At 45.4% G+C, this 23,366-nt stretch carries 17 protein-coding genes and 4 pseudogenes; 20 read left to right on the top strand and 1 reads right to left on the bottom strand.

The genetic code is table 11. The annotated features are described in order from the left end of the window. Nucleotides 1-21: 21 nt before the first annotated feature. The 16 genes and pseudogenes from G519_RS0114930 to G519_RS53525 all read left to right on the top strand — a co-directional run bounded on the left by G519_RS0114930 (nucleotide 22) and on the right by G519_RS53525 (nucleotide 19,055). Nucleotides 22-2,289, top strand: a complete 2,268-nt coding sequence (locus tag G519_RS0114930; protein ID WP_029195396.1) for a DUF5696 domain-containing protein — start codon at nucleotides 22-24, stop codon at nucleotides 2,287-2,289. A gap of 11 nt (nucleotides 2,290-2,300) precedes the next feature. After that, nucleotides 2,301-3,203: a carbohydrate ABC transporter permease gene (locus tag G519_RS0114925; protein ID WP_051253408.1), complete on the top strand. Its 903-nt coding sequence runs from the start codon at nucleotides 2,301-2,303 to the stop codon at nucleotides 3,201-3,203. A gap of 20 nt (nucleotides 3,204-3,223) precedes the next feature. Then, the gene (locus tag G519_RS0114920) at nucleotides 3,224-4,183 is read left to right on the top strand and encodes a carbohydrate ABC transporter permease (RefSeq protein WP_029195394.1); all 960 of its coding nucleotides are present in this window, start codon (nucleotides 3,224-3,226) and stop codon (nucleotides 4,181-4,183) included. Between the two features lie 126 nt (nucleotides 4,184-4,309). Then, nucleotides 4,310-5,659, top strand: a complete 1,350-nt coding sequence (locus G519_RS0114915) for an ABC transporter substrate-binding protein (protein ID WP_029195393.1) — start codon at nucleotides 4,310-4,312, stop codon at nucleotides 5,657-5,659. A 123-nt stretch (nucleotides 5,660-5,782) separates the two neighbouring features. Further along, entirely contained in the window at nucleotides 5,783-7,255 is a 1,473-nt protein-coding gene (locus tag G519_RS0114910; RefSeq protein WP_029195392.1) for a glycoside hydrolase family 32 protein, read from the top strand. A gap of 20 nt (nucleotides 7,256-7,275) precedes the next feature. Beyond that, nucleotides 7,276-7,497, top strand: a complete 222-nt coding sequence (locus G519_RS0114905; RefSeq protein ID WP_029195391.1) for a hypothetical protein — start codon at nucleotides 7,276-7,278, stop codon at nucleotides 7,495-7,497. Continuing rightward, a complete protein-coding gene (locus G519_RS53545) occupies nucleotides 7,494-7,583 on the top strand; it encodes a hypothetical protein (RefSeq protein WP_127527866.1) in 90 nt (29 codons plus the stop codon). The genes G519_RS0114905 and G519_RS53545 overlap by 4 nt, the downstream gene beginning before the upstream one ends. Before the next feature lie 39 nt (nucleotides 7,584-7,622). Continuing rightward, a complete protein-coding gene (locus G519_RS0114900; protein WP_029195390.1) occupies nucleotides 7,623-7,961 on the top strand; it encodes a GH32 C-terminal domain-containing protein in 339 nt (112 codons plus the stop codon). Then, the gene (locus G519_RS0114895) at nucleotides 7,931-8,269 is read left to right on the top strand and encodes an Ig-like domain-containing protein (RefSeq protein WP_161632923.1); all 339 of its coding nucleotides are present in this window, start codon (nucleotides 7,931-7,933) and stop codon (nucleotides 8,267-8,269) included. The genes G519_RS0114900 and G519_RS0114895 overlap by 31 nt, the downstream gene beginning before the upstream one ends. A 266-nt stretch (nucleotides 8,270-8,535) precedes the next feature. Further along, on the top strand, nucleotides 8,536-9,033 hold the full coding sequence (locus G519_RS0114885; RefSeq protein WP_029195388.1) for a hypothetical protein: 498 nt from the start codon (nucleotides 8,536-8,538) through the stop codon (nucleotides 9,031-9,033). Between the two features lie 33 nt (nucleotides 9,034-9,066). Further along, on the top strand, nucleotides 9,067-9,360 hold the full coding sequence (locus G519_RS47485; protein WP_051253406.1) for a hypothetical protein: 294 nt from the start codon (nucleotides 9,067-9,069) through the stop codon (nucleotides 9,358-9,360). A 581-nt stretch (nucleotides 9,361-9,941) separates the two neighbouring features. Continuing rightward, nucleotides 9,942-11,315: pseudogene (locus tag G519_RS53900) on the top strand (glycoside hydrolase family 32 protein); the annotation flags it as partial. A gap of 227 nt (nucleotides 11,316-11,542) precedes the next feature. Next, on the top strand, nucleotides 11,543-18,004 hold the full coding sequence (locus G519_RS48450; protein WP_064743461.1) for a family 16 glycoside hydrolase: 6,462 nt from the start codon (nucleotides 11,543-11,545) through the stop codon (nucleotides 18,002-18,004). A 131-nt stretch (nucleotides 18,005-18,135) separates the two neighbouring features. Further along, nucleotides 18,136-18,290 (top strand): annotated as a pseudogene (locus tag G519_RS50190) (sigma factor); the annotation flags it as partial. Further along, nucleotides 18,278-18,709: pseudogene (locus G519_RS53530) on the top strand (IS66 family transposase); the annotation flags it as partial. The pseudogenes G519_RS50190 and G519_RS53530, both read left to right, overlap by 13 nt. 115 nt (nucleotides 18,710-18,824) lie before the next feature. Next, a complete protein-coding gene (locus G519_RS53525) occupies nucleotides 18,825-19,055 on the top strand; it encodes an RICIN domain-containing protein (RefSeq protein ID WP_084160174.1) in 231 nt (76 codons plus the stop codon). A 359-nt stretch (nucleotides 19,056-19,414) separates the two neighbouring features. Here G519_RS53525 and G519_RS43065 read toward each other — a convergent pair. Next, nucleotides 19,415-19,696, bottom strand: a pseudogene (locus tag G519_RS43065) (DDE-type integrase/transposase/recombinase); the annotation flags it as partial. Between the two features lie 253 nt (nucleotides 19,697-19,949). On the opposite strand from G519_RS43065, the gene sigK reads away from it, so the two are divergent. The 4 genes from sigK to G519_RS43050 all read left to right on the top strand — a co-directional run. Continuing rightward, nucleotides 19,950-20,474, top strand: a complete 525-nt coding sequence (sigK, locus tag G519_RS43060; RefSeq protein ID WP_127527862.1) for an RNA polymerase sporulation sigma factor SigK — start codon at nucleotides 19,950-19,952, stop codon at nucleotides 20,472-20,474. Nucleotides 20,475-20,533: 59 nt separating this feature from the next. After that, nucleotides 20,534-21,208 carry an ABC transporter ATP-binding protein gene (locus G519_RS0114855; protein WP_036633000.1) on the top strand — a complete coding sequence of 225 codons (675 nt, stop codon included), beginning with the start codon at nucleotides 20,534-20,536 and terminating at the stop codon, nucleotides 21,206-21,208. A gap of 671 nt (nucleotides 21,209-21,879) precedes the next feature. After that, nucleotides 21,880-22,614 (top strand): prephenate dehydratase, encoded by a 735-nt coding sequence (locus tag G519_RS43055; RefSeq protein WP_244280117.1) that lies wholly within the window; start codon nucleotides 21,880-21,882, stop codon nucleotides 22,612-22,614. 522 nt (nucleotides 22,615-23,136) lie between these two features. After that, nucleotides 23,137-23,366 (top strand): hypothetical protein (locus G519_RS43050; RefSeq protein WP_036632998.1); only part of this gene is annotated, 230 nt, incomplete at its 3' end.

Below are 23,366 nucleotides of genomic sequence, written 5' to 3'. Positions count from 1 at the left end.
ATTAGAGAGGAAGGGCAAAGTATGAAATTAAGGTTATTGGTGACCGTCCTTACGGTTTGCGCTCTCGCCCTAACCTCTTCCCATACACTATATGGCGAGTCAAGCCTATCCAAGCAGACAACTCAGGGGTCTGCTCCGGACACTGAGCGATCCAGATCAGCTGTCACAGCGGGCTTCGTGCGTACAGCGCAGAATAGTCAGCTTGCACTCGACTTTAATTCGGAAACGGCTGAGATTGCCGTAACCGATTTGTCTTCCGGCTACGTCTGGCGAAGCAACCCGGAGGATCGGGCTAATGACACGATGGCCAAGGGTGTTAAAAAGATGGATCTGGGTGCCCAGTTGCTGGTCGACTACATCGATCAGCTTAATAAACCATTTCAGCTTAACAGCTTTGTCGGAAGTGTTCAGGACAAAACCTTCATCTGGAAGCAAATTCAAGGCGGGGTTGAGGTTGTCTACGATTTCAAGAAAGCAGGACTTACGATCCCTTTACGGTATACACTGCACGACGATGCTTTGGTAGCGACGATTGAGACTGAGCGAATAGAGCAGCGGGATAAGTACCGTATTGTAAATCTCAGTTTGCTTCCCTTCTTCGGTGCAGGCAGCATAAAGGATAGCGGGTATTTATTCGTACCTGACGGTAGTGGAGCATTAATTAACTTTAATAATAACAAGACCTTATACAAGAGCTATAACGAGCGTGTATACGGTAGGGATCAGGCACTCTCCACGAATGAGCAGACGAGTGTAAAAGAAGATATCCGCCTGCCTGTATTCGGTCTGAAAAACAATGACAGCGCTTTTCTTGCCGTCATTCATCAAGGGGCTTACCAAGCTGGTATTACGGCTGAGGTTAGCGGTAAGAACAATCAATACAATTCAGTGTTCAGTTATTTAAATATGACGGAATTTGAAACGAATGTATTGATGGAAGGCAGTCCTAATGAGAAGCAGGTTGTGAGAGCTTCTGCCTCAGATGCGGGAAATCAACCTTTCGAACTCAGATACTATTTCCTGAGTGGCGCCAAAGCGGATTACTCGGGCATGGCGGAACGCTATCGGAAGTATTTGGTCGAAGATCAAGGCGTAAAGCCAATGTCTTCGACAAATGTAAAGGGAATAAACACACAGACGGATCAAATCCCATTGCTGGTTGACTTCCTCGGTGGCATCAAAAAACGCACAACGTTTCTTGGAATTCCTTATCAAACTGTAGAACCGCTTACCTCCTTTGACGACGTTCGTACCGCTGTCAATCAATTAAAGGATAACGGTATGGATAACCTGCATATCCGCTATGAAGGTTGGTTAAGCGGTGGAATGAAGGACAAAATTCCGGTGAGTGTGGACGCAGAGAGCAAGCTAGGAGGTAATCAGGGCTTAAAATCGCTGATGAAGGATTTAGAGCAGAAGAACATCGCTTTCTACCCCACCATCGATCCTGTTTATTATTACAAAGGCGGCAATGGGTTCTACAAATTCTTCGATGTTAGCAAAAGCATTACAAGGGCGCCTGCGCTTATGTATAAGTACAGTACTAGCACCGGCGTGAAGAATACATTGGTGGAACCTTGGTACCTGCTAAAGCCGGAATCTGTGAAGCAAACTTTGGAACGATTCAGCGCTTCGGCGGCTAAAAACGGGGTGAAGAGAATTGCGATGCAAAGCATCGGTTCTACCCTATATTCAGACTTCAGACGCGACATGTTAGCAAAGAACGGCACCGGTCAACTGTGGCAGGAGGGGCTCAAGGCAGCATCTTCCCAAATAGGAGGCATGATGTTTGATCATGCGAATGCTTATGCATTTCCATTTGCAGAAAGCATAACCGATGTGCCACTGACTGCGAGCGATTTTGACAGCGAAGACGGATCCATTCCTTTTTACAGCATGGCGGTCAGCGGGTTGATTCCAGCGTTCTCTGAGCCGATTAATTTGTCTAGTAATCCTGAGAAATATTTGCTCAAGCTGATCGAGACGGGGACCTATCCTTCGTACCGATTTATCGGCGAGGACGGCAACAAGTTGAAGGGCACAGACGAAGACGACTTGTTCAGCGCAGAATTTCATCAATGGCAAGACGACGTACGCAAGCAATTTGAGCAAATCAACAAGGCACTCATGCCTGTCCGAGGGCAAGTGATCAGCCATCATGAACAAATATCAAAAGGGGTATACCGAACGACATATGCCAGCGGCAAGTCAGTTCTAATCAACTACACAGACAAAGCAGTTACCGTTGGTCAGGATCATGTAGAAGCGAATGGTTATTTACTGCAATAAGGAGGATACGTATGATCCGCAGTCTGAAAGCGATGCCTTATACGAGAAAAAAACAACTATACGGATTCCTATTCGTGCTCCCATGGATCATTGGATTTATTGTCTTCTTTGCGGATCCTCTGCTGACATCCTTCAAGTTTTCTTTCCAAAACCTGGAGATGACGCCAGTGGGACTGAGGGGAACCTTCATCGGACTCGATAATTTCCGGTATGCGATATTCAAGGATCCTGAATTTATCCGCAAAGCAGCAGACTCTTTTATCAATATCTTTTATGGCGTGCCGCTCATTCTCGTGTACAGTCTGTTCGTATCGGTGCTGCTGAAAAACAAATTTAGGGGAAGAGGCCTTATGCGAGCGATCTCATTTCTCCCGGTTATTATCGCCTCTGGCGTATTGATGGAGATTCTGAAAGAAGATGTCTTCTCTCAGGGAATGCGAGGCAATGTACAGAGCGTCTATCTATTCGGCGGTGGAGGTATAAACGGGATACTGACAGAGCTTGGTCTAGGTCCAAAGCTAATCGATATCATGAATAACGTCATCAGCCGTATTTTCGATCTTACTTGGCGTTCCGGTGTTCAGGTGCTGCTATTTCTAGCTGGTCTTCATGCGGTTCCAGGACATTTGTATGAAGCATCCTCCATCGAAGGAGCGAGATCATGGGAGCAATTCTGGAAAATCACGCTGCCGATGCTGACACCTATGATGCTCCTTAATGTGGTGTATACCATTATTGATACATTCACGGATTACGGCAACGCGGTTGTGCTGATGATATACAATACCGCATTTTCTCAGGTCCGTTTTGGTTACAGCAGTGCTCTTGCTTGGTTATATTGTCTGGGAATTGCGATTTTTCTTGGTGTTGTCTATACGCTACTAAAGAAAAGAATTGTTTATTTAGAGGATTAAACGGAAAGCGGTGAACGAACTTGAGTTTACGGAATCTTACACCTAGGACGAAACAATTGCGCAAGCTGACGGTTTCATTCCTGCGTTTCGCCGTCTTGGCTTTGCTTGCTTATCAGCTTCTTTACCCACTGCTTTATATGCTCAGCATGTCGCTGAGAGTGCCAGTAGAATCAATGGATCCCAGTGTCATCTGGATACCTAAGACACTTACGCTTAGCAACTTTAAAGATACGCTTCGTGTCATGGATTTCTGGGGTGCATTTAAGAACAGTTTATTCATTGGAGGTGGAAGCGGCCTGCTGGATGTGCTGGCCTGTGCATTCGTGGCGTACGGTTTCGCCCGGTTTCAGTTTCCTTTCTCTAACTTCTTGTTCTCCTTAGTGCTGCTGACGTTGATTGTACCTGTTCAAACCATCATTCTCCCTTTGTATGCAGACATGAAATATTTCGATGCTTTCGGAATCATGAAGCTGCTGCATGCGGTAACAGGAGGCCCTGAGCATATTAGCTTGGTAGGTAATTATTTTGCCTTCTACTTACCCTCCATGTTCGGCATGGGACTTCGCTCTGGACTGTATATCTTCATTTTCCGTCAGTTTTTCAAAGGGATGCCAGTAGAACTAGAAGATGCTGCTTATGTAGATGGCTATGGTCCATTCAAAACCTTCTTCCGCATCATGCTGCCGAACGCAAAAAATGCCATTATCACAGTTTTTCTGTTTTCCTTCGTCTGGCACTGGAACGAATTTTACTTATCCAATCTATTTCTTGGTAATTTAAAGAAGAATTTCGCGATCGCTCTATCTTCGTTACGGGTTGATCTACAATCCGTCGTCAATGTACAGACGATCAGCGATCCGCTTGTGATTATGACCCGCATTCAAGCAGGTGCGCTGCTCACTATTTTACCGTTGATTGTTCTGTTCTTAATCACGCAAAAGTATTTTACGGACAGTATTGAGCATGTAGGTATTAAGTAAGTCAGAGGGAAAAAGCCGTGTGAAAGGTGGCGATGCTTAGCAGGATACGACATTAATCAGTTGAGCGAAGTTGGTTGTGAATATTTCTCAAGGGTGTCATTACATTTTATTAGGAGGTTATTATCAATGAAGCAAACTCACAAATCTAAAGCGGTTGCATTAATGAGCGTATCCGTGCTGGCTATAATGGCAACGGGTTGCGGGGAAGCAAACACTCCGGTAAGTAAAGAAACAACGGTTCCATCTGCTCCTGCCGCAAGCGCAGCTACTACTGCCTCACCTGCTGCAAGCAAGGCGCCTAAAGACGGCAATATTACGATTTTGTATCATACAACGAAGGAAAAATATGCAGAAGACAAGAAAAATAACCCGAATGCTTATGATGCCGTTTGGGAAACTATTCCGCAGTTCGAGAAAGCTTACGGTGGTAAAGTAACGGTTGTAGCCGTTCCGTGGGGTGATCAGAAATCAACATTAATCTCCATGGTTAACGCCGGTGATCGTGTGGATGTGGCGCAAGCCAATGATCAGAACTTCCCGGTATACCCGCTCAAAAAGATTGTGCAGCCGATCAACAAGTACATTGATCTGAACGCGCCAATATGGAATAAGGCTGTAACCAAAACATTTACTTTCGGCGGAAATCCTTATGCGGCTGGGTCTACAGCGGCTCCAATTGTGATCTACTACAACAAGACCATGTTCAAGAACAACGGTGTAAAAACACCTACTGAATACCTGAACGAAGGCAACTGGACATGGGATACGTTCCGTAAAGTGGCCAAAGATTTAACTGCGGACACGAACGGTGACGGCAAGCCCGATCAATTCGGCTTCGGCTGGTGGGACGCTGGATATCCGCTATTCGTAGGATCCAACGGCAAAACGCTGCTTAACTTCAGCGATAACGGTAAAATTACAACAAATTACGATTCCGACAATGTAAAAGAAGCGATCCAATTCACGCAAGATGCGCTTCTCAAGGATAAATTCATCGATAAAGACAAAGAAGGCGACTATTTCATCGGTGAATTCAAGAACGGCAAGCTGGCAATGACCGCAGAGTATGGTTTGGCAGGCTTTACGGCTTTCAAAAGCGACTATGAGCTTGACTTCGTTCCAGTTCCTACAGGACCAAAAGGTACGAAGGATGTAGGACCAGGTGGATTGTCCGGTTGGGCCATTCCAACAGCCTCCAAAAATCCAGAAGGCGCAGTTGCTTTCATTACGATGGCGGCAGAAAATGAACTGAAAGTAGCGACAGATGCGAATGTAAAAGCATATGGCAAAGACAAGGTTGACCAAATCAACAAACTAGCAGACAAAGTTCTATTCACGCCGATCGGTGTGGAAAAATATTTTGATGCTAACGGGGCTGTATTGACTGGCATTAAAGATGGTTCTCCGGTAGGAACTTTCGCCGCCAATGCTAAGAACATCTTAGAAGAAGGTATTAAAATAACACTAACACAGTAATGGATTAATAATGAAGAAAGGGAATAGTCTCCTTTAGACGACGGCAGTTGCCTGATTATCGTTTAATAAAGAGGCTATTCCCTTTTATCTCAAGTACACACTTTCATTAAGGGAGAGGTAATAATGTCTGAAATAACTTTTAAAGAACGATATAGGCCGCAATTTCATCTTTCGGCACCAACCGGTCCGATGAGTGACCCGAACGGTATGGTTTACTTTGATGGGGAATATCACCAGTTCTATCAGTTCACGGGACGTTGGGGACATGCAATCAGCAGGGATCTGCTTCACTGGGAGCATCTGCCATTGGCTCTTGATAGAGACGATCTCGGTGATATTTGGTCGGGTAGCGCTGTTGTAGATTGGAAGGATACAAGCGGTTTCTTCAACGGCGAGGCCGGGCTTGTCGCTATTTTTACACATTTCAATGAAGGGTTGCAGTCACAAAGTATTGCATACAGCTGTGATAAAGGACGTACATGGATGAAGTATGAGGGAAATCCAGTGATTACTAATCCGGGTCTTAAGGATTTCCGTGATCCCAAAGTCATTTGGCACTCGGATACACAAAAATGGGTCATGGTTGTCTCTGTGGATAAACGCATTCACTTTTACAGTTCATCCAATCTAGTTGAATGGACATTTGAGAGTGAGTTTGGGGAGAATCAGGGGTCACATGCCGCCGTCTGGGAATGTCCAGATCTGTTTGCGCTTTCGGTTGATGGCGATAGTACGCGTCAGAAATGGGTACTTCACCTCAGCATTGGCGATAACGACCAGACGGATGGGTCATCTGCGCAATACTTTGTCGGAGACTTTGATGGCCGGACGTTCCTGAATGAAAGTTCCGGATCCTTGGTTAAATGGACGGATTATGGCCAAGATTTTTATGCGGCTGTATCGTTCTCAGATATACCGAAAGAAGATGGCCGTCGCATTTGGCTAGCTTGGATGTCTAACTGGAAATATCCATTTTCGGCGCCTACAGATCCATGGAAAGGAAATATGAGTATTCCCCGTGAACTCACGCTGCGCACGAATGAAACGAATGAAATTGTTCTGATTCAACAACCGATTGACGAGCTAAAGATGTTGCGTGGAGAAGGGACTCATTGGGATTCACTCGAAATTACTGACACATTCATACCGTTGGATGTTACAAGCATTTCTTATGAATTTGTGGCAGAGATTGCATGGCAGGACATTGAGGAATTCGGTTTCAGACTTAGATATTCAGAGAAGGAAGCTACACTCGCGGGCTATTCCGCCAAGGGAGGTCTCTTTTTTCTGGACCGAACTCACTCAGGATTCTCGGAGTTACTCGGCCGCAGCGGAGATATTGTAAGTCTAGCCAAAAGATTCACGTCAACGCGTAATCGTTCCCAGAATCATTTATCCATTCGTGGCTTCGTGGATGCCTCCAGTGTTGAATTATTTTTTGATGACGGAGAGTGTGTATTCTCCTCGTTAATCTTCCCGGATCCGACAAGTGATAAACTGGGGGTTTACGCCATCGGCGGAACAGCGATTTTCAAAACCCTAAGTGTGTATCCGCTTACTTCCATTGTCCATAAGCAAAAAGGACAAACATTATGATTATGAGGAGATGAGTAGATATGAAATTAGGTTTGAAATGGATGATGCGTATTGTCTTAACGCTTATTGTTGCAACTACATCATCGCTAGGTGTTACGACAGCTTACGCTGCAAGCTTTAACTCAAATATGCCTGGCTATACGCCGATATTCGGAGATTGGTCTATCCAGACTGGCAGTGGAATAAAGGGAGTAAGCGCAGCGAATACGAATGCATTCGTCGAATTGAGATTTGCTGGATGAGCAACTGGGATAACCCTTTCAGTGAACCTACGTTTCCATTTCGTGGTCAATTATCGATTCCACGTGAGCTTACACTGGTGACGTAGCCAGAGGGAGTGCGACTTACCGAGAAGCCAGTTACTGAGATGAACAACCTGCGTGACACAGCCACTACTTTTAACAACGTTACCATAACACCGACGAGTACGAATTTGTTGTCCGGCTTATCTGGCAACGCTTACGAAATCGATGCTGAATTCCTAATTCCTACATCTGGCGCAGCCTCTGAGTTTGGGCTTAGTCTTCGCGAGCTTGGCAGTCAAAAAATAGCTGTAGGTTATCAACCGCCTTCTTCTAAAATGTTCGTGGACCGCGTGAATGCGGGCCGGACCGATTTCACAGCCAATTTTGCTTCGCGAAATTTGGTTCGACACAGCAGTTGTACACTATTGTATTGCCGCGTACCGCGACGAACAAGAATTTGACTTGGAGCAGCAGCAATACGTCAATTGCGACTGTATCCAATGAGGATGCACGCAGTGCCAATATAAACGGTGTCAGTCCTGGACGCGACGTCATTACGACAACGACACAGTCCGTCTCAACTATGGGCACTACGGTCGTCCAAATAGGTCCTGCATTCAGCGCGAATTTGACAGGATGGACTTCGACGAACCAATCGCAATGGATTCCGACGGCTGATGGGATTGCAGGTTATTTTGATCTGGATAGCAACTATAGGAACCAGTTCTTCTGGTTAAACAACAAGGTAAAGACAATGCGAAATAAATAGGTTCAAGTGGACCTGAATTTTTTCTTGAAACCGTCACCATTTAAGTGTTTGAGCACATGGAGTTCCATAAATGCCGGTTTGATTTCTTTTGGTAGTTGATAGGGGGACTGCTTTTGTTCTATGTTGTCAAGATGACAATTCAACAGAGCACAACTCCAGGCTACTGATATGGTTAAGCTGATTTTCTAGGTGTGAAAGTTGAGTTTATTTATTATCATTTACACAATCCAATGAATGGGAGTGGATGGCTGATGTTGTAGAATCGAATGTTTTATGGGGTAAAGCTCATACTCGCGATGATGCTTGCCATACCGATTTTATGGATAGGTAACGCTACAAGAGCAGCAGCCGATACGAACCTAAGTGGATGGGTGACGTCGGGGGATTCGGGGACGTTAATGAACAATGCAGACGGGAAGCTGCTCACATCCACTGGCAATTTCTTTGCGTTGTCCACCACGGCCGCTGACAATTTCACGTATGAAGCGGATGTGACCATTCGCCGATTCCAAGGGGTAGGCGCATTGGTATTACGCTCCAATAACAGCGGCTGGGGCTCTTATATGCTGCAGATCGATCCGGTAGGCGGCTGGATTCGCTTGAAGGATGCGAACGGAGATCGGGAGCTGGGAGTGTACAGCGTTTCGCTTGCGGCTAACACAACCTATCATCTGAAAGTGAGAGCTGTTGGATCAGCGCTCCAGGTATACTGGGGGAGCAATGCTACACCTGTGATCAATGTGAATGATACCGCTTACAACTGAGGTTGCTTAGGTGTTCAAGATTGGAACAGCTCGATGCTTTTCCAGAACATCATAATGACGCCGGAATCAACCACTCCGAATACTCCAAACGTGAACACGAACTTAAGCGGCTGGGTGACGTCGGGGGATGCGGGGACATTAACGAACAGTGCAGACGGGAAGCTGCTCACGTCTGGCGGTAATTTCTTTGCGCTATCGACAACGACTGCCAACGATTTTACGTATGAATCGGATGTGACCATTCGCCAATTCCAAGGGAAAGGTGCATTGGTTTTCCCTTCCAACAGCAGCGGCTGGGCTCTTATATGCTGCAGATCAATCCAGTAGACAGTCGGATTCGCTTGAAGGATGCGAACGGAGATCGGGAGCTGGGCGTGTACAGCGTTTCGCTTGCGGCCAACACAACCTATCATATGAAAGTGAGAGCTGTTGGATCAACGCTCCAGGTATACTGGGGGAACAATGCTACCCCCGTGATTAACGTAAATGATACCGCTTACAACGTAGGTTACTTAGGTGTTCAAGTTTGGAACAGCTCGATGCTGTTCCAGAACATCATAATGACGCCAGAATCAACAACTCCGAATACTCCAACTCCAACCGTGAACACGAACCTAAGTGGCTGGGTAAATAGTAATCTGAAAGGATGGACGTCAAAGGGCGAGCGGACACTGAATCTGAACGGTGTTAAAGGAGTCGGATCTGCGAACGCGGAAGCGACTTGTATTGCCGACAGTGTGGCAAGCGATTTCGTGTTTGTAGGCGAAGAGACGGTGGATTCGAGGGCGCCGCAAGCGGTCGCAGGGTTGATGTTCCGTTCCGACAGGGAAGGTACGAACGGATATATTCTTCGGATACGGCCGAGCGATCATACCGTCACATTACTCAAAAAACACGGGGACACCGAAACGGTAATCCAATCGAAATCCAGCATTCCTTTGGTCACTGGGAATAAACACCATATTGAAATAACGGCGGAAGGTTCGAACCTTACGGTTTATGTCGATGGGTATTCAGCGGAAAAGATCGTAGCACAAGATGCCGACTTTTTGAGCGGATACGCCGGATTGACGGTGACGAATGGAGTCGCCTATTTTCAAAATGTGTATCTTACGCCATACAGCGATTATTATACTGAAAAGTACCGGCCGCAATACCTTTATTCGCCAGCGCGAGGAGCGGTCAGCGATCCGAACGGACTGGTGTATTTTGAAGGTGAATTTCATCTGTTCCATCAGGATGGAGGCCAATGGGCTCATGCCATAAGCACCGACCTTTTACATTGGAAGCAGATGCCGCTTGCGTTGACATGGAACAACTTGGGGCATTATTTGGTCGGGGTCCGCGGTTGCGGATGTAACCAACGCTTCAGGGTTGTTTGGGGATTCGGGCGGCAAAGGTTTGATTGCCTATTATACTTCATATTATCCGAATAAGCCGGGCGGCAATCAGAAGATCGGGCTTGCGTACAGCAAAGACAAGGGACGCACGTGGGTATATTACGGGGACGACGACGCCGTAGTGCCTAACCCGGGCCGCATAAACGGCAGTTGGGATTTCCGCGATCCGAAAGTCGTGCGTGACGACGTCAATATCCGATGGATTATGGTGGTAGCTGGCAGGGATCACATTCGCTTTTTTACATTACACCAGATAACTGGCGCATTACGCTGGGATGGATGTCAAATTGGGATTACCCATTTAGCTTCCCGACCGACGGTTGGAAAGGGCAATTGACAATTCCCCGCGAGTTGTCGTTAAAGACCGTGAAAGGGAACGTCATCCTTGCGCAGAATCCGGTAAGCGAACTGAGTTCATTGCGTGGAACCGATTTTTCAGTTAACAATGTTTCGGTAACACCGCAATCCGGCAATATTCTCGGAACGGTCAATGGAAATGCATACGAAATTGACGTGGAACTCCAACTCCCCAATTCCGGAGCGGCTACCGAATTCGGATTCCGATTGCGGGAAGGCGGAGGACAGAAGACGGTCGTCGGCTATCGGAGTACCGATAACAAGATGTTCGTCGATCGATCCGCTTCCAGCAGAACGGATTTTACTACCAATTTTACGACGTTGCATGAGGCGGTCGTGCAACCCGTCAATGGTGTCATCCATATGCATATCTTTGTGGATGAGTCTTCTTTAGAGGTATTCGGCAACGACGGGACAGTGGTCTTTTCCAACATCATCCTACCGGATTCCTCTAGCAGCGGGATGAGCTTTTATGTATCCGGTGGAACGGTTGTCGTGAAAACGTTACACGTGTATTCCTTGAAAATACATGGAGAAGTTCGATGTAGCTGGCAATACCGTACAATGAATAGTGCTGGATCGCCGATTGCTGGAACTCGGAGTCGGCGATCCAGCATGCATATGAAGATACCATGATTGCAGAAATGAATTCATTATAGGAAAAGAACTACCGGGAAAATCATCGAAAATTGTTCATATCGTTTTATTAATTATCATTTGTTCAATCTAAAATGAATGGGAAGGGATGACCGATGTTGAGGAATCAAATGTTCTATTGGGTAAAGGTGATATTCGTGATAATACTTGCCATACCGATTTTATGGACAGGTAACGCTACAAGAGCAGCGGCCGATGGTTCTGAGGCGAACTCGAACCTAAGCGGATGGACGACGTCGGGGGATACAGGGACGTTAACGAACAATGCAGACGGGATGCTGCTCACATCCACTGGAAATTACTTTGCGCTGTCGTCAACGACTGCCGAAGATTTTACGTACGAAGCGGATGTGACGATTCACCAATTCCAAGGGGTAGGCGCGTTGGTGTTCCGCTCCAATAATAGCGGTTGGGGTTCCTATATGCTGCAAATCGATCCCGGCTCCGGCAGGATTCGTTTGAAGGATGCGAACAATGATCGAGGACTGGGTGTATACAACGTTTCGCTTGCGGTGAACGAAACGTATCATGTGAAAGTGAAGGCGGTGGGATCGACTTTTCAGGTCTACTGGGGGAACAATGCTACACCGGTGATCAGTGCAAATGATACCGTCTACAGCGGAGGTTACTTAGGTCTCCAAGTTTGGAACAGCTCAATGATGTTCCAGAACATCATAATGACGCCAGAATCAAGCACTCCGAATACGCCAACCGTGAACACGAACTTGAGCGGATGGGCGACGTCGGGGGATGAGGGGAGGTCAACGAGCAGTGCAGACGGGATGCTGCTCACGTCCAGTGGCAATTTCTTTGCGATGTCCGCTACGGCCGCAGACAATTTTACGTATGAAGCGGATGTGACCATACGCCAATTCCAAGGGGAAGGCGCATTGGTGTTCCGTTCCAATAACAGCGGCTGGGGCTCATATATGCTGCAGATCGATCCGGTAAGCAGCCAGATTCGCTTGAAGGATGCGGACGGAGACCGAGAGTTAGGCGCGTACAGCGTTTCGCTTGCGGTCTACGATACCTATCATCTGAAAGTAAATGCGGCGGGATCGACGCTCGAAGTCTACTGGGGGAACAATGCTGCCCCGGTGATCGAGGCGAGTGACACCGCGTACAGCAATGGCTACTTGGGACTTCAAGTTTGGAATAGCTCGATGCTGTTTCAGAACATCACTGTCCACGATTTGAGTGCGGTTTTCCCTCATGTTATTACGAACCTAAGTGGCTGGGCGACGTCGGGGGATGCGGGGACGGTATCGAACAGTACATACGGGATGCTACTCACGTCTGGCGGTAATTTCTTTGATCTATCGACAACGACCGCCGACAATTTCACGTATGAATCGGATGTGACGATTCGCCAATTCCAAGGTGTAGGCACATTGGTGTTCCGTTCCAACAACAGTGGCTGGGGCTCTTATATGCTGCAGATCGATCCGGGAGGCAGCCGGATCCGCTTGAAGGATGCGAACGGAGACCGGGAGCTGGGCGTGTACAGCGTTTCACTTGCGACCAACACAACCTATCATATGAAAGTGAAAGCTGTTGGATCGACGCTTCAGGTTTACTGGGGGAACAATGCTACACCGGTGATTGAGTCAAATGATACCGTTTATAGCGGAGGTTACTTAGGTCTTCAAGTTTGGAACAGCTCGATGCTGTTTCAGAACATCATTGTCAATGATCTAAATCTAACGTTCCCTGGAGTAAACAGTAATCTGAGCGGGTGGCAAAAACGGGAGAGCGGTTCGGTGGCTTCGGATAAGGAAGGCATGCTGCTCTCGTCGGACGTGAATGTGATGGCCTTGTCAGAAACGATGAGCGATGACCTGAATTATGAGACAGATCTCATGCTGAAAAGCGAGAATGCCGTAGGCTCGCTTTTATTTCGATCCGACGACAGCGGCCGAGACGGATATTTGGTGCAGCTGGATCTAAAAGCACAGAAAATTCGATTGCTTGATACGAATGACCAGCATTCAAACAGACTATGGATCGAGAAGAACGTGACTCTTGCTGCGAATCAGATCTATCATTTGCGTGTCAAAGCGGAAAAATCGCATATCCAAGTGTATTTTGCCGGGAAATACGATCCGCTGATCGTTGCTGATGACGGAACATACAGTAGTGGTCGTCTCGGTCTTCATGTGTTTAACGGTTCCGTTCAGTTCCAAAATATCATGACCGGCGATTTGACGTCGAATCTGAAAGGTTGGACGTCAAGGGGCGAGTGGTCGCCGAATCTAAATGGTGTGAAGGGAGTCGGGCCTGCGAACGCGGAAGCGACTCGTCTCGCAGACAGTGTGGCAAGCGATTTCGTGTTTGAGGGCGACGTGACGGTGGATTCCTCAACGCCGCAAGCGGTCGCAGGGTTGATGTTCCGTTCCGACAGGGAAGGTATGAACGGATATATGCTTCGGATACATCCGAGCGATCATACTGTCACGTTACTCAAAAAACACGGGGACGCCGAAACGGAAATTCAATCGGTATCCGGCATTCCTATACCCGCTGGGAACAAGCACCATATTGAAATAACGGCGGAGGGTTCGAATCTTACGGTTTATGTCGATGGGTATTCGGCGGAGACGATCGCAGCAAATGATGCCGACTTTTCGAGCGGATACGCTGGCATGACGTTGACGAACGGGATCGCCTATTTTCAAAATGTGTACCTTACGCCATACAGCAATTATTACGATGAAACGTACCGACCGCAATACCATTATTCGCCGGAGCGAGGATCGGTCAGCGATCCGAACGGACTGGTGTATTTTGAAGGTGAATATCATCTGTTCCACCAGGACGGAGGCCAATGGGCTCATGCCATCAGCACCGATCTTGTACATTGGAAGCAGATGCCGATTGCGTTATCATGGAACAAATTAGGGCACATTTGGTCAGGATCCGCGGTTGCGGATGTAACCAACGCTTCAGGGTTGTTCGGGGATTCGGGCGGCAAAGGTTTGATTGCCTATTATACGTCATACAATCCGGACAAGAGGGGCGGAAATCAGAAGATTGGTTTAGCGTACAGCAAAGACAAGGGACGCACGTGGGAATATTACGGGGACGACGCGGTAGTGCCTAATCCTGGTGGCATAAACGGCGATTGGGATTTCCGCGATCCGAAAGTCGTGCGGGATGACGTCAATAACCGATGGATTATGGTGGTTTCAGGTGGGGATCACATTGAATTCTTTACATCGACGGATCTGCTTCATTGGACGTGGAGCGACAATTTCGGATATGGCCCGTACTTACGTGGCGGTGTATGGGAGTGCCCGGATTTGTTCCAACTCGCGGTGGACGGGAATGCGAACAATAAAAAATGGGTGCTGATGATCAGTACTGGCGGCAACCCGAATACGCAAGGCTCGTCGGCTGAATATTTCATTGGTCAGGTAACGGCTGAGGGGAAATTCGTCAATGACAACCCGGCGGGCAAAGTGTTGCTTACCGACATTGGGAAAGACAATTACGCTTCGACATCGTTCTACAACGCCCCAGATAACCGGCGCATTATGCTGGCATGGATGTCAAATTGGGATTACCCATTTAGCTTCCCTACTAATGGTTGGAAAGGGCAAATGACAATGCCCCGCGAGCTTTCGTTAAAGACCGTGAACGGGAACGTCATCCTTGCGCAGAATCCGATAAGCGAACTGAGTTCATTGCGTGGAACCGATTTTTCAGTTAATAATGTTTCGGTAAAACCGCAATCCGGCAACATCCTCGGAGCGGTCAAAGGAACAGCATACGAAATTAACGCGGAAATCCAGCTTCCCGATTCCGGAGCGGCTACCGAATTCGGATTCCGATTGCGAGAGGGCGGAGAACAGAAGACGGTCGTCGGCTATCGGAGTACCGATAACATGATGTTCGTGGATCGATCCGCTTCTGGCAGGACGGATTTTACCACTAATTTTACAACGTTGCATGAGGCGGTCGTGCAACCCGTCAACGGTGTCGTCCATATGCAAATCTTTGTGGATGAGTCTTCTTTAGAGGTATTTGGCAACGACGGGGCAGTGGTCTTTTCCGACATCATCCTACCGAATTCCTCACGCAGCGGGATGAGCTTTTATGCATCTGGTGGAACGGTTGTTGTGAAAGCGTTACACGTGTATTCATTGAAAAATACATCGAGAAGTTCGATACTAGATGGCAATACCGTACAGGGAATCGTGTTGGATCAACGATTGCTGGAGCTCGGAGTCGGCGATGAGCAGCGTGTTTATGCAGATGCAGAGCCCTATACGGCGCTCGACAAATCGTTGATGTGGGAAACGAGCAATCCGAACGTTGTACAGGTGCAGGGAGCGGACAACACAAGCGCGAGATTGAGGGCCGTGTCTTTGGGGACGGCAACCATTACGGTCAAAACAGCAAACGGTGCTGTTCGCCGATCCATGGATGTCAGTGTCGGCTCATTCTCGACGAATTTGAGCGGATGGAACGCTCACCCCGCATCGGAATGGCTACCTACATTGGACGGAATCCGCGGGTCGTTCGACACGGATTCGAATAACATGTCTACCAATCAAGCGACCGATTTCACCTATGAAGCCGACCTGATGTTATCGAAGAACGGCGGGGCTGGTTCGATCTTGTTTCGGGCGAGCGCGGATGGCACAAATGGCTATTATTTCAACGTGGATCCGAATTTGCATGTGCTTCGACTGTTCTATAAAGCGGGCGGACAATTCGACGATCGACAAATCTTAGCCAAAGTGCCGAAGTTTATTCAAAAAGGCTTGAATTATCATGCCAAAATCGTTGCTTCAGGGCCGCATATTCAAATTTATTTTGACAACCAGTTGGTGATTGATATTACCGATTATACGTATAGACAAGGATATTTTGGCCTAAACGTATTTGGTGGTAAAGCGTATTATCAAAATGTGAACGTAACGAACACGACACCCATTGATTTGAACGGTTATCATTTTGTAAATAGGAATAGTGGCCAAGTTCTGGGCGTGGATAATCAAAACAACTCTGCTAGAGTCAAAGTACAGCTACCAGATAACAAATCCATCAATCAGAATTGGACCTACTACAAGATCTCCGACGATGCGTATACGATAAGATCCGCTAGCAGCGACAAATCGCTGGATTGGGATATGGGGCAGAATGATGTTCAGTTGTATCCATTTCTAAATTTTGATAATCAACGGTGGCTCATGATCGAGCATGAAGACGGAACGGTTACGATCGTTTCAAAACGCGATCCGAGTAAAGCGCTGGAAGCTGAAGCCGACGGAGCGGTGCAGCTTGCCGACAGGAATGACCACGATAAGCAAAAATGGAAAATCGTGCTGGTGGAAAAGCCTATTAAATCAGATGATACACCCCCGCCTTCTAGTCCTTCAGTTAGTAATCAAGACGGACCTGTCAAGGGTGCTTCAGTGATTACTCAGCCTTCATTTGGTAGCGGAGGGGTACTGAATGCAGAGGTTAAGACAGAGGACCTGCAAAATGCCATTAATAATGCTGCAGCAACAGGAAATGAAACTGTGACGATTGAGATACCTGCTAACAACTCGGCACTGTCTGTGAATGTAGCCTTTCATACGGATGTTTTGAAGGAGGCGCATGACAAAGGTATTGACCGCATTGCAGTTAAGAGTCAATTTGGAACGGTAGCAATTATTCCTGATGCACTTGGAACAAACAGCGGTACAATTAATTTGACAATTACAAGGGTAGATCAAACCAATTTAGATGCAAAACAGCAAGAGAAAATTGGTAATAGACCTGTATTTGATTTCAACATCAGTGTAAACGGAACTCCAATAAGCAAATTTGGATCTAAAAAATCCATGATGATTACTATGCCATACACCATTACGCCAGGAGAGAATCCTAATACAATTGTTGTATATTATCTTGGTGACAATGGCAAGCTCGAAGTAATCAAGAATGGAAACTATGATGCCGCAACAGGTGGGATTACTTTCTTTACGAACCATTTCAGTAAATACACAATAGCCGAAGTGAAAGTTACATTTACTGATTTGGGTTCTGCGGAATGGGCCCGAGCAGCAATCGAATCCTTATCGGCAAAACAAGTGATCAATGGTTACAGTGTTGAGCAATTTAACCCCCAAGGAATAGTTACTCGTGCTGAATTCCTGAAAATGCTATTAGGAGCGTTAGATCTTGTGGATGCTTCCGCGGAAATCAGGTTCAAAGATGTCCAAGCTGATCAGTGGTATGCAGGATCGATTGCAACTGCTCAGAAGTTGGGTATTGTAAGTGGATACCAGGACGGTACATTTAGACCCGACCAGACGATTACTCGTGAAGAAATGAGTTTCATGGTATCTAAAGCATCTAAACTTGCTCAAGTTCCTTTGGCTGCTGTGGCAGCTAAGGTCATCTTTAAGGATGATGTTGTAATTAGTGGCTTTGCAGCAGAGGCAGTGTCTGAGCTTCAGCAATCAGGAGTTATCAACGGCTTTGAAGATGGAACTTTCAAGCCTAAGAACACCGCTTCTCGTGCTGAGGCTGCGCAAATAATTAATAAAGTGCTTCTAAAATAATAGTAATGGTTGGAAGCCCCTTACTCTGCAAATTAGAGATGGGGCTTCACTTTGTTTTTTATTAAATTCCAGGAGAAAGGGCTTTAGATAAGTTGCCCACATGACAGCAATACATTTAAGTTGCTTCGTGTCACAATGTCAAAAAATTCGACAATACGGGGGAAGATCTGGAGGATCTGATCCGATCGGGACGATTGGATTGATTAAGACAATTGAGTCGTTCTCGCCGAATAATGGCACGAAGTTGGCTACATTAGCCGCACAATGCATCGAGAACGAGATTCTAAACGTCTGGTGCAGGAAAAGCCTATACTCGATGCTTTTTGGTCATGGGTAGAAACGGCCAAAGGCAAGGTACTTCCCAGGCTAGGCGAAGTGTTGAAGTATGCACGTAATAATAGACAAGAGTTGATGAAGTACTTACAAGATGGGAACTGTGTGATCTCGAATAATTTAGCTGAGTACAGCATTCGTCCCTTTATAGTGGGACGTAAAAACTGATTATTCAGCGGCAGTCCGCGGGGGCAACTGCAAGTGCAGCGATCTACAGCATCGGTAGAGACCGCAAAAGCAAATGGATTGAACCTTTACAAAAATCTAGTCTATCTGTTGCAACAATTACCAGCGGCTGCATTTCGTCAGCAACCGGAATTGCTTGATGGGTACCCCCCATGGAGTCCGGCTGTTGGGCAACATTGTACATAACGTAGGGCTTGTGGATCATTATGAACCATGGTTTTTTTTTCAATACACTTGGTTATTAGACGCTTACACCTCTTCGGGTTGAAAAGGCAGTTTTGATAGTACCAAGTATTATTGAATTGTCAGTAAGAAGACTGGAAAGGTAATTAATATTTCTGGGAATTCGTACAGTAACGGAGCAAACGTAGATACCTGGAATTTCAATAACGGAGATAATCAAAAATTCAAATTAGAGTCTGTCGGAAATGGGGTTTATGTCATTCGAGCGAAGAGCAGTTCCGAAGTGCTGGATGTTGCCGGAAATTTTACTTCTAACGGTGCAAACGTGGATCAATGGGCCCCTCAATAACGGCAGCAATCAACAATGGAAATGGTTTTTATAAGATTATCGGTGTGCAGAGCGCCTTTCCAACAACAAAAAGCAGTCCATTGAGGAAAGAAGTTCATATACGGATTATTTATGTTTGCCAATGGGGATAATCTTAGATCTCCCACTAAGGGCTGTAAAATTAATATCCTAGGTTCGGTCAAACCGAAGAATCATATCCACTTTCGGTGAGAATTATTTACCATTAGTTTGGGGCCTTTTATGATCGCTTTTTTGCTAAACACAAATTAGTTTCTTTAGTCTATTCAAAATTAATTTATAAGACATTGTAATATTGGGCACTTATTCTTGTAAAATGATTCTTTATTATTTCAATTAATTTCATTTATTAAATCTTGTATGGCCGGTGGATATGCCGGGTTTTTATCCAAAGTGATCACAAGTGGTAATTGATTATGTGGCGAGGCCAATGCTTTTGTAAAGAAGCGCTTAGCCGCCGGCATATCTCGATTTTCAGATAACATAAAATCAATCGTTTTCCCCATCGAATCAACCGCTCTATATAAATACTTCCATTGACCTTTGACTTTGATGTACGATTCGTCCGTTCTGTACGAATCATTTGTGGGTTTTAAATAGGGGCGAATTCGTTTGTCTATTTCGGATGAGGGACAACTAAGAGCAATTCTCCGATTTTTGCGAATTGCTCTTCCTAGGGTTCAGTCATTTTATTAATGTTAATTCACGAAAGTATTTCCACCATTCACATCCCGGTTTAGAAAACTTGAGCCATTTTTATCATGTCTTCAAAAGATATTATCATCTACCTCCTGCGAAGTATCGCGGAGCGTATAAAAAGGTAATTGTCCCGCAATGACCAGATTATTCAACGCTCTTTTGATGTGAAGATTTACGTTGCTTTGTGTTCACAATGTCAAAAAATTCGACAATACAGGAGAAGATCTCGAAGATTTGATCTCGATTGGGACGATTGGATTGATCAAAGCGATCGAGTCGTTTTCGCCGAACAAAGGGACGAAGCTAGCGACATTCGCGGCTCGCTGTATAGAAAATGAAATACTTATGCATCTTCGCTCGTTGAAGAAAACGCGCAAAGATGTGTCCTTGCATGATCCCATCGGAACGGACAAAGAGGGGAACGAAATAACGTTGATCGACATCCTCGGGACGGAAGCGGATGATGTCGTGGATAAAGTTCAGCTCAAGATAGAAAAGAGCAAAATCTATCGCAATCTGGAGATATTGGATGATCGTGAGAAGGAAGTCGTTGTTGGGCGGTTTGGATTGGAATTAGGCGGGGAAGAGCGGACGCAGCGAGAGATTGCGAAGGAATTAGGGATTTCGCGGTCGTATGTGTCTCGGATTGAGAAAAGGGCACTCATGAAGCTGTATCATGAGTTTTATAAGGCGAAGCGGTAAGGTTACGAATCGGATACTTCATTTATTTGGACCCTGTGCAAGTAATGGAGGTGAAGGTTATGACGTTAATCCATATCGAGAATGCTAGTAAATACTATACGATGGGTGAGGAAACGATTAAAGCATTAGATGATGTCTCGTTAGATATCGATCATGGAGAGTTTGTGGCCATCATGGGTCCGTCAGGTTCCGGCAAATCGACACTGATGAACATCATCGGGTGTTTAGATATTGTAGATAAAGGTAACTATGACCTGGATGGTCAAGCAATAAACGTACTTAAGGATTCTGGGCTTGCTGAGATTCGTAATCGGAAGATTGGCTTTGTTTTTCAGAGTTTTAACCTGCTGCCGAGATTAAGTGCCTATGAGAATGTGGAGTTGCCTTTGATCTATAGGGGAATGAGCAAAAAGGAAAGGGAGTTACTCGTTATACACGCATTGGAATCGGTGGATTTATTGGATCGCAGGAAGCACTTTCCATCAGAGTTATCTGGCGGGCAGCAGCAGCGTGTTGCTATTGCGCGAGTGTTGGCAGGAGATCCAGCTATCATTTTGGCGGATGAACCTACGGGAGCGTTAGATTCGAAGACAGGCTTGGAGATTTTAAACATTTTAAAGAGATTAAATGCACAAGGTCGGACGATTATTTTGATTACACATGACTTATTGATTGCGCAGCAGGCGAAGCGGATTGTGAGGTTTCGGGATGGGCGATTATATAAAGACTTTTAGTAGTTATAAGACCGGAACTCCGAAAAATGGGTTCCGGTTTTTTTTATTTTCTTTGAGTTATTCAAAGAAAAATTTCAAAAAATGGGCAGACTTGCGAAAATGAACGTTCGGACGCCCATAAAACCAATATTTGAAATACAGAGGGCATTTGTTTTATTTCTAAAATTCAGCTTGCATAACCAATACGTCGCTGATATATAACAACACAAACAAATGTTCTTATATAGGGGATGATTATGTTGGCAAAGGAAAGGACGATTTTCCTATGTTTTTTTGTTAATGGAAGCTTTTTCTTACATCTCTATGTAGGTGCGGTAACCACATTTCGAGATTTGGGAGGTACTCCTTTTTCCACGTCTCAGAAACTCAAGTCCAGCAAGGCTGTTGAATTTCGAAATTCATTCAATTAATAAAATTAAGTAAAAAACGTGCTTCAATTCATGCAATGTTCAAAAAAATTATTGTACTTGTTGCATATGAAAGAACAGATATGTTGTAAGTAGAAAAAAATACTTTTATGATTGCCATAATATTTACACAAATTACGTTGGTTCACCAATTAAATTTTGGAAAGGGATACTTACTATGAAAATTTCCTGTCTAGGACCGAGAGGTACATTTTCGGACGAAGCGGCTCATCGATATTATAAAGGTTCACAGGTGGACTTCACATGTGCGGAACACTGATCGAAGTCATTGAGGCTGTTGCGGATAATCAAGCCGATCAAGGTTTTGTTCCTATTGAAAATTCAATCGAGGGATCAATTAATATTACTTTGGACGGGATTATTAAGCACAAGCTGATGATTCAAGCTGAGGTTATTTTTCCTGTATCCATGCACTTATTAGTCAATGAAGGAGTACAAGTTAAGGATGTAAAAGAAATATGGTCAATTCCTCCAGCCTTGGCTCAATGCAGAGAGTTTGTTCGTGAATTGAAAGTTCCGACGAAGGACTTTCCAAGTACTTCGATGGCTGCAGAGGCCATTAAGAAAACAACTCGCTGCGATGTTGCAGCAGTAGGGTCCGAATGGGCTGGTTCCTTGTTTGGGTTAGATATTGCGGTTAGAAATATCGAAGATTTTCAAGATAATCAGACACGTTTTTTCGTAGTAACCAAAGAAAGCGATTCCATGGATTTTACACAAAAGTCGTTGTTACTGATAAATCCGGAAAAAGAACAAGCAGGCGTATTATCCAGTATCTTGAACGTCTTATCTGCACTAGGTATAAACCTTACATGGATAGAATCCAGACCAACAAAGCGAAAACTGGGATCGTATCAGTTTTTTATGGAAGTAGAACTTGGAGGCCAACATCCTGCCTTGTCCAAAACGATGACCATACTTAGCACGCTCGGCCATGATGTTCGTTTGCTGGGAAGCTACAATAGTATTAAGCTCTAACACATTCAAATAAGGAATCATTAGGAACATATGATAAAAGGAATTGATCAAAAAAGGGGCAGATCGAATTTTTATTCGTTGCCCCTTTAACCTTTTTGAAATTTATTCATGAATGATTCGAAAAATGTCTATGAGATCTGCTATAACAGATTTTCCACTATAGCTCCCCCATTTCATTTGTTCATCACCCCTGTTTCAGGTAACCCTTTGAGAAAAATAATAAACTGACGCCGAGCAGTACCGACGCAGTTTGTAGCCTAGGCGTTTTTTCTACTGTCTTGTCCCAAATGTTATACTAAACGTTTTTCTTCTGTGCTATATAAAGGAACATAGTCTTGTTTGCATGCGTTATACGTATTAAAGTTGGGGTTATATCGAATCTTTGTAATTCAGTATTTAGGATGATCTCAAGGGAGGGAAGCGAATGGGGGGAAGAATAAATAGTCAAATCGTTCGTGTAATACCAGCCGCCAACGCGGCATTCATTCTCACAAATTATATTCTATTACGGGAGGTTTAACGATGAATTCATTAAAGCGCCGCCGACTATTGAAAGGGCTTTCAATCATTTTATCTGCTGTATGCATAATTAGTCTCCTGGGCTGTGCACAGAAAACGGATGTCAAGCCATCAGAAAATAAGGGAAGCAGTGAAGCCGTCAAAAAAAAGCCAGACACGCTGACGGAGGTTAAATTGGGGTTACCTTCAAAGAACATGAGCTATATACCCTTTTATGTGGCTATAAAGAAGGG

The sequence above is a fragment of the Paenibacillus alginolyticus DSM 5050 = NBRC 15375 genome, from assembly GCF_000422905.1.
GTDB classification, from domain to species: Bacteria; Bacillota; Bacilli; order Paenibacillales; family NBRC-103111; genus Paenibacillus_E; species Paenibacillus_E alginolyticus.
This window is presented reverse-complemented; position numbering and strand designations above follow the sequence as displayed.

Excerpts from the sequence above, each read along its gene's own strand:
- G519_RS0114915 (WP_029195393.1), top strand. The coding sequence starts at position 4,310 with ATGAAGCAAACTCACAAATCTAAAGCGGTTGCATTAATGAGCGTATCC.
- G519_RS47485 (WP_051253406.1), top strand. The coding sequence starts at position 9,067 with ATGCTTTTCCAGAACATCATAATGACGCCGGAATCAACCACTCCGAAT.
- G519_RS0114855 (WP_036633000.1), top strand. The coding sequence starts at position 20,534 with ATGACGTTAATCCATATCGAGAATGCTAGTAAATACTATACGATGGGT.
- G519_RS0114905 (WP_029195391.1), top strand. The coding sequence starts at position 7,276 with ATGAAATTAGGTTTGAAATGGATGATGCGTATTGTCTTAACGCTTATT.
- G519_RS0114885 (WP_029195388.1), top strand. The coding sequence starts at position 8,536 with ATGTTTTATGGGGTAAAGCTCATACTCGCGATGATGCTTGCCATACCG.
- G519_RS43055 (WP_244280117.1), top strand. The coding sequence starts at position 21,880 with ATGTGCGGAACACTGATCGAAGTCATTGAGGCTGTTGCGGATAATCAA.
- G519_RS48450 (WP_064743461.1), top strand. The coding sequence starts at position 11,543 with ATGTTGAGGAATCAAATGTTCTATTGGGTAAAGGTGATATTCGTGATA.
- G519_RS0114930 (WP_029195396.1), top strand. The coding sequence starts at position 22 with ATGAAATTAAGGTTATTGGTGACCGTCCTTACGGTTTGCGCTCTCGCC.
- G519_RS0114910 (WP_029195392.1), top strand. The coding sequence starts at position 5,783 with ATGTCTGAAATAACTTTTAAAGAACGATATAGGCCGCAATTTCATCTT.
- G519_RS0114900 (WP_029195390.1), top strand. The coding sequence starts at position 7,623 with ATGAACAACCTGCGTGACACAGCCACTACTTTTAACAACGTTACCATA.
- G519_RS0114925 (WP_051253408.1), top strand. The coding sequence starts at position 2,301 with ATGATCCGCAGTCTGAAAGCGATGCCTTATACGAGAAAAAAACAACTA.
- G519_RS53545 (WP_127527866.1), top strand. The coding sequence starts at position 7,494 with ATGAGCAACTGGGATAACCCTTTCAGTGAACCTACGTTTCCATTTCGT.